This is a genomic window from Chloroflexota bacterium (genome assembly GCA_016887485.1).
In the GTDB taxonomy this organism is placed as follows: domain Bacteria; phylum Chloroflexota; class Anaerolineae; order Anaerolineales; family Anaerolineaceae; genus Brevifilum.
Genome location: CP069394.1, coordinates 1,104,133 through 1,118,228, shown reverse-complemented (window position 1 = coordinate 1,118,228; position 14,096 = coordinate 1,104,133). Strand labels below are relative to the sequence as shown.

General features: G+C 52.0%; 12 protein-coding genes. 6 read left to right on the top strand and 6 right to left on the bottom strand.

Annotated elements, in window-relative coordinates:
• Positions 1-6: 6 nt before the first annotated feature.
• Complete coding sequence (locus JR338_05090) at positions 7-1,806, top strand: hypothetical protein (protein QRN84118.1); 1,800 nt, start codon at positions 7-9, stop codon at positions 1,804-1,806.
• Positions 1,807-2,047: 241 nt separating this feature from the next.
• On the top strand, positions 2,048-2,563 hold the full coding sequence (locus JR338_05085; protein ID QRN84117.1) for a DUF3592 domain-containing protein: 516 nt from the start codon (positions 2,048-2,050) through the stop codon (positions 2,561-2,563).
• Between the two features lie 111 nt (positions 2,564-2,674).
• Here JR338_05085 and JR338_05080 read toward each other — a convergent pair whose 3' ends face one another.
• Positions 2,675-3,064, bottom strand: coding sequence for a transcriptional repressor (locus JR338_05080; protein QRN84116.1), 390 nt, complete (start codon positions 3,062-3,064; stop codon positions 2,675-2,677).
• A gap of 157 nt (positions 3,065-3,221) precedes the next feature.
• Between JR338_05080 and tsaA the strand changes: the two genes are divergently transcribed.
• The 4 genes from tsaA to JR338_05060 all read left to right on the top strand — a co-directional run bounded on the left by tsaA (position 3,222) and on the right by JR338_05060 (position 6,717).
• Positions 3,222-3,674 (top strand): tRNA (N6-threonylcarbamoyladenosine(37)-N6)-methyltransferase TrmO, encoded by a 453-nt coding sequence (gene tsaA, locus JR338_05075; GenBank protein QRN84364.1) that lies wholly within the window; start codon positions 3,222-3,224, stop codon positions 3,672-3,674.
• A 7-nt stretch (positions 3,675-3,681) separates the two neighbouring features.
• Positions 3,682-4,755: an iron ABC transporter permease gene (locus tag JR338_05070; GenBank protein ID QRN84363.1), complete on the top strand. Its 1,074-nt coding sequence runs from the start codon at positions 3,682-3,684 to the stop codon at positions 4,753-4,755.
• On the top strand, positions 4,752-5,510 hold the full coding sequence (locus JR338_05065) for an ABC transporter ATP-binding protein (protein QRN84115.1): 759 nt from the start codon (positions 4,752-4,754) through the stop codon (positions 5,508-5,510). The genes JR338_05070 and JR338_05065 overlap by 4 nt, the downstream gene beginning before the upstream one ends.
• A gap of 85 nt (positions 5,511-5,595) precedes the next feature.
• Positions 5,596-6,717 (top strand): iron ABC transporter substrate-binding protein, encoded by a 1,122-nt coding sequence (locus JR338_05060; GenBank protein ID QRN84114.1) that lies wholly within the window; start codon positions 5,596-5,598, stop codon positions 6,715-6,717.
• A gap of 77 nt (positions 6,718-6,794) precedes the next feature.
• Here JR338_05060 and JR338_05055 read toward each other — a convergent pair whose 3' ends face one another.
• The 5 genes from JR338_05055 to JR338_05035 form a co-directional block, all read right to left on the bottom strand.
• Entirely contained in the window at positions 6,795-8,612 is a 1,818-nt protein-coding gene (locus tag JR338_05055) for a hypothetical protein (GenBank protein ID QRN84113.1), read from the bottom strand.
• Positions 8,613-8,633: 21 nt separating this feature from the next.
• On the bottom strand, positions 8,634-9,650 hold the full coding sequence (locus tag JR338_05050; protein QRN84112.1) for a hypothetical protein: 1,017 nt from the start codon (positions 9,648-9,650) through the stop codon (positions 8,634-8,636).
• Between the two features lie 26 nt (positions 9,651-9,676).
• On the bottom strand, positions 9,677-12,460 hold the full coding sequence (locus JR338_05045; GenBank protein ID QRN84111.1) for a serine/threonine protein kinase: 2,784 nt from the start codon (positions 12,458-12,460) through the stop codon (positions 9,677-9,679).
• 252 nt (positions 12,461-12,712) lie between these two features.
• The gene (ruvA, locus tag JR338_05040; GenBank protein ID QRN84110.1) at positions 12,713-13,288 is read right to left on the bottom strand and encodes a Holliday junction branch migration protein RuvA; all 576 of its coding nucleotides are present in this window, start codon (positions 13,286-13,288) and stop codon (positions 12,713-12,715) included.
• Positions 13,285-14,094: an RNA methyltransferase gene (locus JR338_05035; protein QRN84109.1), complete on the bottom strand. Its 810-nt coding sequence runs from the start codon at positions 14,092-14,094 to the stop codon at positions 13,285-13,287. Before JR338_05035 ends, ruvA begins: the two co-directional genes overlap by 4 nt.
• Positions 14,095-14,096: the final 2 nt, after the last annotated feature.

Here is a 14,096-nt window from a genome sequence, read left to right as displayed (position 1 = left end):
ACAACGATGACTGAAAACATAGAAGCTCCGCGCGATTATATCTTTGGCGAATTAGATCAGCCTGGAAATGCGGCAGTATGGATGAAAGAACGCCTTACCGGCGTGCGCCATTACTCACAAAAGGTACCAAGAGCGCCTAAGCCCGGGGATGCGGTCATTTTGAAAGTGACCACTGATTCCGGGCATGCCGTTGATGAGATTATTGTTTGGTTCACGATGGATGAATGGCAAACCACCCACGAGATGCCGTTTGAAAAAGCGGATCTCAAGTGGAACAGTATTACCTGGTCCTATATCCAGGAATGGCAAGTTACATTACCCCCTCGGCTTGAGGGGGTAATGTTGCGTTACAAAATTGGCGCAAAAACAGATAACTCTGAAATAGTGACCTTTACGGATAATCAGGCTCATTCTTTTGACGAAGCCACGCATTATTCGATTTGGTATGGCGGCAGTTGCAACCCGGAATGGTCAAAACAGGCCATTGTTTACCAGGTCTTTGTGGACCGTTTCAATCGCGGAGACGGAAAAGACTGGAAGCAGACATCTGATGTTTGCCAGCCCTTTGGGGGAACGATCGTTGGTGTAACTGAAAGACTTCCTTTTATCAAGGATATGGGGTTCAATGCCATCTGGCTGACACCGATCTTCGCTTCACCCTCGCATCATGGCTATGATGCATCGGATTATTTCCGGATTAATCCCGAGTTTGGGACACTGGAAGAATTTAACCAAATGGTGTCAGAAGCCCATCAGCTTGGAATCAGGATCATCCTGGACTTTGTTGCCAATCACTGCTCGAATAAACACCCGTATTTTCAGGATGCTTTGAAAAATAATAATAGCAGCTATCATGATTGGTTTGTCTGGAAGAAGTGGCCAGCCTATGATAGCTTTTTTGATGTCGGGACGATGCCCAAAATCAACCTGGCTTATGGCAGCCCTGCGAGAGATCACTTACTCTCGGTGGCAAAATATTGGCTTGAGTTGGGTGTGGATGCTTACCGACTGGATTATGCCTACGGGCCTGAACATGATTTTTGGGTAGACTTCCGAAAGACTTGCCTGGCCGTTAACCCTGATGTGTGGACGTTTGGTGAATTGGTCCTGCCTGCGGATATCCAGGCCAGTTACGCGGACAGCCTGGGCGGCAGTTTGGACTTCCTGCTCTGTCAGGCCCTTCGTTCCACATTCGCGACAGAGATCTGGTCATTATCCCAATTTGCAGGTTTTCTTAACAGCCATTACCACTATTTTCCTGTGGGTCATAGCCTACCAAGTTTTATTGACAATCACGACATGGATCGTTTCTTCACCATTGCCAAGGACAATATTCAGCGGCTCAGGTTAGCGCTCCTCGTTCTCTATGTCCTTCCGGGGCCACCGATCATTTATTATGGTTCGGAAATACCCCTATCTCAGAATCACCTGCTGCATGAAGGCGGCGGTTTGGGTTTTGATGAAGCCCGTTTGGAGATGGATTGGGCTGAGGAAAGGGGCTTTAAGCTGAATGATTACTTGAAGAAATTAGCTGACATCCGGTTGCAGGAAGCCTTTTATGCCACCGAGTCATGGAAAGTGCTTGTCTTGGATGAACAAGAGCAAGTTCTGGTTTTAGCAACTGTGAAAACCAAGTCGTTACTTGTGATGAATCGCTCAGATCAGCCGAAGTCAGTGGATATCCCCGTGGCATATGACGAAGCTGTGTATCTGGATCTGCTCACAGGTGAAAGATATCCCTACTCGGATCACCAGGTGCGGGTCTTAATACCTCCTATGACAGGGATGGTCCTATCTGCAGAATAACACCACGGAGGAATTTCGTTGATAATCAAGGTGTTCTGGAACAGATCAATTTGAAACATAGTTAAGGCTATGAAGAAATCCATAGCCTTTTTTTTATAGTTAATCAGTGGGTGTTCCAGATGTATAATGGGTTAGGTCATTGTTGCTATCATCACAGAAATTCCTCGAAACCAATAATAACTTTCAATATCCACAAATTAAGCGTGCAGCATATAGCTTATTAGGAAAGGATGAGATTAATATGACTTCAACATCTACTGGATGGGTTGGTCCGATGATCGCTGTTGGCATTGGCGGGGTATTAGGGATCATCGGTATTGTTCTGATCATTTTATACTTTCGCAATAAAGCCAAATCAAAAGCCAGCCAATCCTGGCCTTCGGTGATGGGGCAGATTGTGGAACGAAAGGTCAAAGTGGACACCAGCTATGATGAGGATGGGATCTCGAGCACCTCTTACCTGCCGCAGGTCACTTATTCCTATACGGCCAATGGAGCTGTCTACGAATCGCACCGCGTTGCTTTTGGCAGCACACCCAGCTTCAACTCAAATCGGAAAGCCGAGGAGTTCCTCACGCCATATATCGAAGGCGCGAGCGTTACAGTCTTTTATAACCCTGAAAAACCGGAAGAATCGGTGCTGACCCAAACCATGCGCAGCATGACCGCCGGGTTGGTTGTGGGCATCATCTTTGTGGTGGTGATGGCTTGTCTGTTCTGTGTGGCTGGGGTGGGCGTCGTCAGGCTTTTACAATAGGCTGGCTCATGTTACTAGGAAATTTACTACAATAAAGGGCGGAAATTTTTCCGCCCTTTTATACTAATAGAAAGGTTAATTTTGACAGTATTCGGGGGATAGATGCTATTTTTATTCCTGATGTTCTTTTCTACATTCCGGGCAGTATCCAAACAAAACCAGATGATTGGTGGTCATTTCATACCCGGTTTGGCCAGTCACCCGATCAAACATCGGCTGGATCAGATCATTTTCGAGAGTGAGTATCTTGTGACAATCTTGGCAAACAATGTGATGATGCGGCTTCGCAGATACGATCTCATAAACGGACGCACCCAATCCCATGTCTGATACAGAGACCTCTCCAGCCAGGGTGAGTTGTTCAAGCGCGCGGTAAACCGTAGATGGAACCAGTTTAGGCTGCCGGAAATGAAGCTTCTCAAAGACTTCCTTCGCAGTTAGATGGGCGTGTTCTTCTTCCAAGAGCTGAAGAATGTAATGTTGAATAATGCTTTTTCTCATATGAATTATGTATTTATAACGCAAATTTTTGCGTTATAATCCTAGCTTAGTTAACCACTGATCTACCCCATTGTACTGCGATTTCCCTTTTGCGGGCTGGATCATGAGCGTAATTATTTGATATTAAGGAAATTCAATGACATTGACATCGAATGAGATTAAATTAACAACAATTGGCATTATTCACAGTCCATATAAACAGCGGGGTGACGCTCCCCGGCAGGGCAGGCTGGCAGAAGCGCTCAGTGAGATTGAGGTCTATCCGGAATTTGGCGATGCGCTAATTTCAGTGGAACACCTCTCGCATTTGATTGTGCTCTACTGGCAGGATCGCTCGGATCGAACTATGCTTAAATCGTGTACGCCATTTAGTGAAGATATGGTTGGTATTTTTGCCAGCCGTTCACCCAACCGACCCAATCCGATTGCGTTTTGTGTGGCCGAAATTGTTGAAATCAAAGGGAATATAATCACTGTTCGGGGCCTGGATGCTCTGGATAACAGCCCTTTGCTGGATATGAAAGTATATTCTACACAGATTGACTGCGTTCCAGATGTACGAACGGATCTTATTCCCCCGGCATATTTAGCCTCTTCCCATGAGCATTAAGAACGAAATGTCGCCTTCGGACAGCCTGAACACTGTCGATAATTTTCTGCGCCACTCGCGTCGGAAGATCGCCATCATCATGGGCTTATTGGCATTGACCCTGGCCATGATTGGGGTGGCGATTAACGCGGGGGCGGCGAACACCAGCCCGATGGATGTTCTTCGGGCTTTACTCGGTCTGGCAGAAGATAATTCTGGGATTGTGATCTGGAATATCCGCTTGCCGCGGGTGATCACAGCCCTGGTGGCCGGGATGGGCCTGGCGGTGGCAGGCACGGTGATGCAAACCAGCCTGCGGAACCCTTTGGCCTCTCCTTTCACCTTATCCATCGCCAACGCGGCTGCGTTTGGGGCCAATCTGGCGATTGTGTTCTTCGGTGCCGGCACCCTGCACAGCTCAACTCACGACGCCGTGTTTATCGCCAATCCCTATTCAGTGAGTTTCAGCGCTTTCTCTTTTGCGATCCTGGCTATGTTATTAATTCTCCTGCTGGCAAAGTTGCGGGGGTTCACCCCTGAATCGGTCGTGCTGGCTGGGGTTGCCCTGGGATCACTATTTACCGCTGGGACCACCCTGATCCAATATTTCGCTGATGATGTGCAGGTGGCATCCATGGTCTTCTGGACCTTTGGCGATCTGGGCCGGGTCTCCTGGCGAGAAGTGGGAATCCTGGCGCTGGTGACCGTGGTGGCGATCGTATACTTCTTTTTTCACCGGTGGGATTACAACGCAATGGATGGCGGTGAGGACACAGCTCGGGGTTTAGGTGTGGATGTCTCCCGGGTTCGGTTTTGGACCTTGCTGATCTCTGCCCTGGTGACGGCTGTTGCCGTGTCTTTTATGGGTATCATCGGCTTCATTGGGTTGATCGCCCCGCACATGATGCGTCGGATTTTGGGTATTGACCATCGGTACCTCCTGCCGGCCTCTGCGCTGGCCGGGTCGGCTTTACTCCTGATTGCTGACACAGTGGCACGGACAGTTGTCTCACCGGTTGTGCTCCCAGTTGGGGCGATCACATCTTTCTTTGGTGCCCCTCTTTTCCTGTTCGTGCTTTCCAGAGGGAGGAAATTAAAATGATCCTCTCAGTGGAAAAGGTTGATTTCGCTTATCCCAGCCGACCGGTTCTGCAGGATATCACCTTCAATGTGCAGCGAGGAGAATTTGTAGCCCTGCTGGGGACAAATGGCACAGGCAAGACATCCCTGCTGAAGTGTATTAACCACATCCTGGAACCGCAATCCGGTGGGGTGTTGATTGAGAGCCAACCTGTATTGGAACTGACCAGGCGGATATTGGCCCAAAAAATCGGCTATGTGGAGCAGCAGCGCCAGGGGAACCGGATGACGGTGTTTGATGCTGTCCTGATGGGACGAAAACCCTATATCAATTGGGATGCCACCCGGAAAGATCTGGAAATTGTTAGTCAGGTTCTGAATAGGATGAATCTGACCGATTATTCTCTGCGATATCTGGATGAACTAAGTGGTGGCGAGCTTCAAAAGATCTTTATCGCACGCGCTTTGGCCCAACAGCCGGAAGTGCTGTTGATGGATGAGCCCACCAGCAGCCTTGACCTGCGTAACCAAATTGAAGTGTTGAAAATTGCCCGTCAAATTTGTCATTCGGAAGGGATTGCTGTCATCGCAGCCATGCATGATATTAATCAGGCGCTGCGTTATGCAGATCGGTATATCCTGCTTAAAGACGGGCAGATTTTTACAGCAGGTGATAAGACAATAATGACACCGGAGAATTTACAGGCCGTTTATGGGGTTGAAGTTGCCGTGGAAGAGTATAACGGTGACAAGGTCGTTATCCCTTTGGGCGATTAGGATGGCCAATTACTTACCTTGATAAAGTTACTGATCAAGTTATATTAACCGGTTTGAGAAAAAACCGGATCTTCATGGAGGAAGAATGAAAAATAAAAAAGTGATGTGGCTTATTGTGGGGATATTAATAAGCACAATGGTATTGAGCGCTTGCAGCACACCTGTTTCAAGGTCGGGGGGTACCATTACCGTTACAGACCTGATTGGCCGGGAAGTAGAAGTGCCTGCTGAGGTCGACAGTGTCGTGGCGATTGGACCCGGTGCCCTGCGCCTGGTGATCTATGCGGGGGGCGCACCATCCGTTGTAGGGGTGGAACAATTTGAACTGAACTCCGTTGTTGGCCGCCCGTATTGGCTTGCCAACCCGGATCTGGCAAACCTTCCAGCAATTGGACAGGGTGGCTCTAATAACGCTCCTGACCCGGAAAAATTGCTCTCTGTCAATCCCGATGTGATTTTCAGCACCTATGCTACAGATGCGGCTTCTGCGGATGAATTGCAGGAAAAGACCGGCATTCCGGTAGTTGTTGTCAGCTATGGCTCAATCGGCTTTGGGATCACGGCTATCTTTGGCGAACCTATCCAGAATTCGCTTGCCCTGATTGGGCAGACCTTGGGAACCGAGGATAAAGCTCAGGAGACCATTGATTTCATCCTGGGGGCCAAGGCGGATTTGGAAAAACGCACAGCTTCAATTCCTGATGAGGGTAAGCTGTCCATCTATGTTGGCGCGCTTGGTTCGAAAGGCACTCATGGGATTGAGAGCACCCAAGGTCAGTATGCCCTTCTGGATGTGATCAGTGCTGTGAACGTGGTGGATGTGACGGGTGAGGCAGGCTCTATCATGGTTGATAAGGAAGCCCTATTGGATTGGGACCCGGACGTGATTGTAATTGATGAGGGCGGGATGGCTTCTGTTCTAGAGGATGTCGAGAAGAACCCGATTTTCTATGAGACCCTTTCGGCTTTACAAAATGGTCAGGTTTATGGCCAACTCCCATATAATTATTACAGCACGAATCTGGACACTGCCATTGCGGATGCTTACTATCTGGGGACAATTCTCTATCCGGAGGCCTTTGCAGATATTGACCCGATGGCGAAAGCGGATGAGATCTATATGGCAATGGTGGGAATTGCCGTTTATGACCAGATGGCTGCGGACTTTGGAGGCTATGGTCCGGTAACTTTCGATTTGTCCGATTAGTCAGCTAATTGACATATAAAAATAACTCCCGAGGTATTTATTTCGGGAGTTATTAATTTAATCATTTATTTATCACTTTAGGGGATGGTCAAATCCATCAGGAGGATATAGCCGATTGCTGAGGCATCTTCCGTCCGATATTCAACCAGGACGCATTCCCGGTTGAGAGTATCAAAGACCCGCTCGGGGATGGAAATCAGGGTCACAACTGCACCCTCCGGGATCCGGCTCTTGGCGACCTGATTTTCATAGCAGCCCTCACGGACCCAAACGGTTCGAAGCAGCGTGCCGGTGATGACCGGGGTGCTGGTCGGCGTGAAGTTCGGTGTCGGCGTATAGTCCGGTGTCGGAGTGGGTGTGATGGTGGGCGTGGGTGTAATCGTGGGCGTCTGGGTGATCGTCGCTGTCATGGTGGGGGAAGGGGTCAGTGCTAACTGGCGGGTACGTACCGCACCTACGATTCCACGTCCACCGAACCACAGAGCCAGGATCACGATGATACCGGCAATGCCGCCGCCGCCATAGAGGGTGACATAATACCAACGCAGACGGCGTTTGAGTTCCAACACTTCCGGATCGTGGGGGAAGCGGGTTCGGACGTCTTTGCTGATCAGATAGGCGTTGCGCGGGAAGAACCGGCTTTCAGTGTTGAGTGCCTGAACAGCCCGTTTGAGGCTGTCTTCCAGGTTGCCCATCACATGCTGGGATTCCTGGGATTCGGCTTGCAGCGTTTTCCCTTGAGCATTATCGGGAGTGAGGATCTGGAGCGTTTCCAGGGCTTCAACCGCTTCATCATAAGACGATTTGGCTGATTTGAGCGTTGTGGCGGCATCTCCCTGGCGCTTCATCCGGTTGATCTTATCCAGGAGAGAAGCAGTGACGGCGGGGAGGACGATATCCATCCGGTTCCGTAGACGGGAGATTTGGGGCACCTCGCCATATTTAACCGACAGGCGGTCAATCCGGGTGCGTGCTTCCGCCAATTTGTCCGGCGGAATGTTGCCGCTGAGGTTCATCACATCGGCAATTTCATCGAGTGCAGAGATATCACTGCGGATTTCAGCCGCTTTATCAACATATTCTGGCAAAGCCACGGCACTGGCCGCTGTCTGTACTTTAGCGAGCCCGCCTTGAAGATCGCCCTGAAGGAGCAGTGCCAGCCCTTCTTCAAAGACGTCATGGGCCTGCATCTGGTTTTCAAGGTCCTGACGCAGGTCTTCACCCTCACGCCAGCGGTTGATGCCGGCTTCCTGAAGGCTGGTAAAAGCTTCATCGAGGTAATCCAGGGCGGTTTGATAACGGAACACACGAGCAGCGGATTGGGCCTTCCCATAAGCCTTACCGGCTTCTGGTGGCAGCGCTACCGAGGGGATGTTCCCGGTCCGCAGGAATTCTTCAGCTTCGTCACGGTGTTCTTTGGCACGGGACCAGCCGGGTTCAACCTGGAGCACATTCTCATAGAGCGGGATGGCTTTTTGGTAATTGCCGGCATAAAAAGCCTCTTCAGCCGAGTCCATGATCGCTTCAGCTTCCGGATCGTGGCTCGAGCTGAGGAATTTCCGCAAAGGATCGTAGGTATCGTCGTCGTTGAATTGAGGTGACACGTTTACGGATGTTTGCGGCTGGCCGTTAGGGATGCTTTGAGGTTGGATAGGCTTCGCGGCCTGGTCCTGATATTGCATTTCTGCCAGCCGACGAGAGCGTTCCCGGCGGACTTCCCGCAGCAAGCGGTTGGCATGTTCGAGTTCGGTGAAATCCACGGGTTCGGCAATGCGTTCAGTGGCCAGCGCTTCCAGAAAGGCACTGAGCGCGTTTTCAACCTCCACCAATTCCTGTTCTGATGGATGGGGCTCGTCTAAAACTGTCTTTGCCCGTAGGATGAGGTTTTTCAGCATAACGTTCCTTTCACCGCAAAGTTAACTTTGGGATTGACGTTGATTATACAGGGATTGCAGGTCTTCCGCCAATGCGCCAGGGGTCTGGTATTTCCCTTGAATGGCATCGCCCAGAACGTTGAGTTCGTCTTCCGTCAAGCGTTTCTGGTCATCATAGGTCCAAATCGGGTCATATTTTTCCGGTGCGTTCTGGATATCCTCGGGCCGGTTAGGGCCAACCTTGACTGAGCCAGGCGCCTGACGGCCCGTGAGCAGGTGGTGCAGGGCACGGGCGCTGAATTGCAGGACGTCAAAGGCATAGACCTCTTCGGAGTTGCCATTAGTGATCAGGCGGCCGATGTTCCAGTCGAGTGCATAAACCTGTTTGCGCGGCTCGTTCCAATAATAGTGAAGCACCTTATGATCCAGGTAGATGACATTGTTTTCATGGGCGGCTGCCATGATCCCGCAAATCTGGATGGATGCTTGCAGCGCGTCAATCAGCGGGTAGCTGCGGTGGAAGTCACCACGAGTGTAACCGGCGTCGGCGCGCATATAGAGGTTATCTTCCCAGCGGCGGGGTAAGATGATCGCGGCCAGCCAGCCCTCAGCCGTGCGCTCTTCCAACTCAGCCAGCACAGCCTCAGTTTCCTCCGGTCCATAAAGGTCGAAGGCGCCGGTTAAATTACTGGCGGAGGCGGCCTGTTCGAGGGAGGTTGTCAATGGGGCGATCTCGTCCGGCCAGTGGAATTCGGTGGGTTTGAGGAACCCCATACCCAGCATCGGGGTGATGCCGGGGATGTCTTTGAGCCGATCCAGAATCTGGATCTCGGTTCGGAATAGGGGCAGGGCATATTGAAGCTTATCCGGCCGCATCACCTTGATGGCCGGCGAATTCGCGTAGTCACCCGAGAGCGGGGCATAGGAAAGACTAAATACCCGCGCAGAGGAACCTACGGCTTCCGGCACGGCGAAATCCCTAAGGCCGGCGGAAAGCCAGGTGTCCAGAGGTTCAGTAAATTGCATTTTTTCATTGGGTCCAACGGAGAGTGTTTCCATGGTCCTTCTTTCAATTCGTTTTTGGTCTAATGCTCAGATCCAAGCGTTGATTGTACCAGCCAGGCATAGAGGGGGTGGGAACGATCCATTTCCAGGATCGTATCCCGCTGTTCGGCGATGGGACCCAGGCTGGCAATGGTTTGAAAGGCATCATGCCAGGCTGGGAAGCGGTGGGCAGCCTCGTCTCTGATCAAGATGGCCTCAATGGCGGCAAGGTGATCCAAAAGGTTCACACCTGCCTGTAACTGCCGCATGTAGGGTAGGGCATTATCTTCTTCCAGGCTGGCGTAACTCAGGCGGGCCTGGCGGCTGTGCTGGGCTAATTTCAGGAAGCTGTCTGAAATGGCCCGGACCTGACGCAATTGGGCATGATAGATCAGCCGGAAGGTTTCATCCGAGACGTGATCCATGTCTTTGCGCCAGGCTAAATATTCAGATTGGAGTGTATCGCTGCTGGTCTCCAGATATTCCAGGAGAACCTGATGAGGGCTGGTTGTATAGATCTGTTCCCATTTGTCCTTCATTTCATTCAGGACTGTAAGTAATCTCTGGAGATGAGATTCGGCCAGGGGGCATTCTGCAGTCTCCAGATTGGAGATGGCCTTCAGGCAGGGCTGGGTTTGCACCGTCCACTGTGAGGTGGTATGCCGGGTGTGTTCAAGAATCCGCCAACCGGGATAGGCTTCGGTTTCCAGGCAGCCCAGGGCTTTGTTCAGGTCTTGTGCTTCCAAAGCCTCACGCCAGGCGATTAAATGTTCGAGAACGGCACAGCACTCTTCCAAAGCGGGCTGACCGGAGACCTGACAGTCAGTTTTCAGTTCAGCGAGGTCCAGATTGAGGTGGAAAATGCTTTGGAAGCCTTCCGAGAGCCGTTTGCATGGCAGGTAGAAGGCTGGGGCAATGCTTTTAACGCTTGCCAGACCGGCATCCAGATCGGACCAGGTCTTGATATGCTGGCTGAAATTCGTCAGCACTCTGGCGATGGTCTCATCATCAGGTGAGGCCAGCTTGGGTTCGGTGTCATGAATGGTCTCATAGCCTAACAGCCACGGACACCAGCTCTCAATGCCTACCTGCAAATCAGCCAGGTAGTCGCCGGCGTGGATTTGTTCCAGCATGGATAGTAAAGCCTCAAGCCAGGGTGGCGCACCCATCAGACGTTCCAGTTGAGGGCGTGAATTTAATTGTGACTCGATAAACCTAGCCGATTCGTTGCGGGTGGCTGGGCCGGCGGATAGTACTTCAAGCCATTTCTGGAAAGAGCTCACTTCATCCGCCAGATGGAGAATGCCCCAGCGGTCAGGGTCCCAGGCGAGCGCCTGGCGGAAAGCCTTTGGCAGGTTTTCCCAGTCCATATTGACCCAGGATTGCAGCAGGGTTCGGATGGCATCTTCACCACCGGCGAAACCAACTTTTAATTCTGTTCGCAGTCTTCGGGGGAGGTTAGCCCGGGTGCGAACCATATCCAATAAAGTGTATTCAAAGGGGCTTTCCGCCAGGTCAGCGCCTTTGTCTCGCCAGTGATTGATGGTCGATTGCAGTTCAGCAACTTCCACGGGATCGGCGGAAGGTCCGGATTGAACCCATTCCAGCAGACTTTGGCCAATCTGACGGGGGAGAGCTGTGGCGGTACCCAGCGCTTTTTGCCGGATAACCGGGATGAGCTGGTTCCACCAGGAATTGGGCTCATTATCACGCGCAATTTGGGCCAGATGCCAAAGGGCTCGGTTCCAATTGTCATGGAGGGTAGCTATGACCAGGTCTTTCAACGCCGGATGGGTGAGGATATCCGAATTACGGAAATATTCACGAAGCAGGTGCCAACCGAGGTCCAGCCTTTCACCGCAAAGGTCCCAAATGATGGTGGTGGCCCGGATGGCGGATTGGAAGTCACTGGTGGCCAGGGAGGCTTCAACCAGTTGCTGACCATATACCAGCACTCGGTCAGCTTCCCAGGGTGCACCGATCTGCAGCAGGACCTTTTGATAGGTCTGGATTTTCTGCAGGCCGTCAATTGTGGGGTCGCTGTTGAGGATGACCCGGATCAGGGATTGATATTCCATCACGCGCAGGGCGATCACCTCATGTTGGTAGGCGATCCGGCGGGCCAGAACTGAAATCCGCGGCCGGTCCAGTTCCGTGCTTTGAAATTCAGACCAGCCCAGGTCATCATAGAGCTCGGGGGCTGTTTGTTGAAGGAATAACCCCAGAGTATCCACCAGCTGGCGATAGTCCTCCCAACGGGGCAGGGCGCGTGGCTGGCCGTTGGTTTGGTTCAGGAATTGGGCATTACCCCAGTCAATCACGGCTACACCGCCTGAGGCGTTATCCCAATAGATGTGTTCAAGTTTGACGTCATTCCACAACACGCCGGAGCGGTGAGCCCGGGCGAAAAGATCAAAGAGGGAATCGAGCACGGTCAGGATCACCCGGCGCGGGAAGGGGATACCTTCCTGACGGGTGCGGACCAGTATGGATGCCATATCTTCACCTGAGGCGGTCTCGCTGACGATGAAGAAGTTGGCGGTACCCACCGTGAACTCAGGCGCACGATCCAGCACTTGTGGGGGGTGGGCCTTGCATTCCGGCAGGCCTTCCAGTTGGACCAGAGCCAGCCCTTCCTGCGCGATCTGCCCGGCCTGGCGCTGGATGGTTCCACCGGTGGCAATCCGGGAGGGCTTCTTCAGGACGCCGCTCAATTCCGGCTGCTCAACGCATACCACGGCATACACCTCACCCGCATCACCGCTGCCGATGGGTGTGTCGCCCAGTCTCCATTGATAGGTCTTGCCTTGAACAGTCTTTGCCAAAATGTCTCCAATATTTTATGGTCAATAATCGCCTAATTTTACCCAGCCTAGATTAAAATTTGAGCAAGATGGCTCTTAGAATTTTAACCTAATACGTCCAGGTAACATTAAAACACAACATCGAACATTTATCTGTCAACCCGGCGTGGATTTGGACAGATTCGATGCTAGAACTCAGACACTCTTCAGGATTCTACTTCCAGGATAAACAAGTAACGGATAATGCCAAAGATTGGATGATTTTACCCCATTTTAGCTAAAGAATTGCAAGGCTTTCCGTAACCGTTCTTCGACATCCGGGTTTTCTTCCCGGCTAATGGATTGCAGTGCGGCCTGAGCTTCAACGACGGAATATCCCAGGGCAGTGAGGGCTTCCAGCACTTCGGTGTCGACATCGTCCAGCCGGAAGGCGGCTTCCAGCGGCTCCAGAGGCTGAATCTTGCCCTGCAGGTCGAGGATGATCTTCTGAGCGGTCTTTTTCCCGATTCCGGGGACCCTGGCAAAGATTTCCGGCTGGTCTGCGGTGATGGCCCGGCGGACAGCTTCCGGTGTGAGGGTAGAAAGGGCAGCCAAACCGGTTTTCGGCCCAATGCCGGCCACGCCGATCAGATGCACGAAGAGATCTCGCTCCTCTGCGGTGGCAAAGCCATAGAGTGCCAATTGATCTTCCCGCACCACCAGATAGGTGTGGAAGGTCTGCGGCATGCCGAGATGGCAATTGAGGCAGGTGTTTTCGGTCACATTGATCAGCAAACCTAAGCCGCTCAGGCTGACAACAACCTGACCATCCAGAATTTGGCTGATTTCTCCACTGACGCTTGCAATCATGGTTCTATTTTAACAGCATTTCGGGATTGATTGTAAATCTCATACAACATTACCGCTGTGGCAATCGCCAGGTTGAGTGAGTCACTGCGGCCGGCCATTGGTATCCGGGCCAGGTGGTTACAGGCAGCCATCATCTCATCCGGCAGACCGTGGCGTTCGCTGCCCATCAGAAGGATCAAAGGGCGTTGATATTCGATCTGCTGGTAATCGGTTGCACCATGATCGGAGGTGCCTACCAGTTGTGCTTTTTGTTGTTTTTGCCAGGAATGGAAATCTTCCCAGGACGCGCTGGCAAGGGCCAGTGAAAAGATCGCGCCCATGCTGGCTTTGACGGCTGCGGGGTCATAGGGGTCAGTGGAATGCTCCAGCAGGATGATTCCCCGCGCTCCGACGGAATCGGCAGTCCGCATGATTGTGCCAAGGTTGCCGGGGTCTGCAACGGCATCCAATGCCACCCAGAGGTCATCGGGCGCCAGTTGAAGCGCTATCAGGTCCTGCCAGGATTGTTGCACAATCGCGCCAATCCCCTGTGGGCCTTGCTTATGGGCCAGCTTTTCATAGATCTCCGCGCTGACCTCAATCCGCTCCACATCCCTCAGGTGGGGTTCGGTGAGCAGCGATTGGCCGAAATCGCTCACGAGCAGGTCCGGTGCAACCACCAGCGCTTTGATCGGCGCTTGGGTTTGAACCGCTTCACCCACAGTCCGCAGGCCTTCAATGAAGTAGGTGCCGCTCTGTTGACGGTATTTTTTCTGTTCGAGTTTTCGGATTTCTTTGACGGTTGCGTTGGCAAAGCTGGTGATCATGG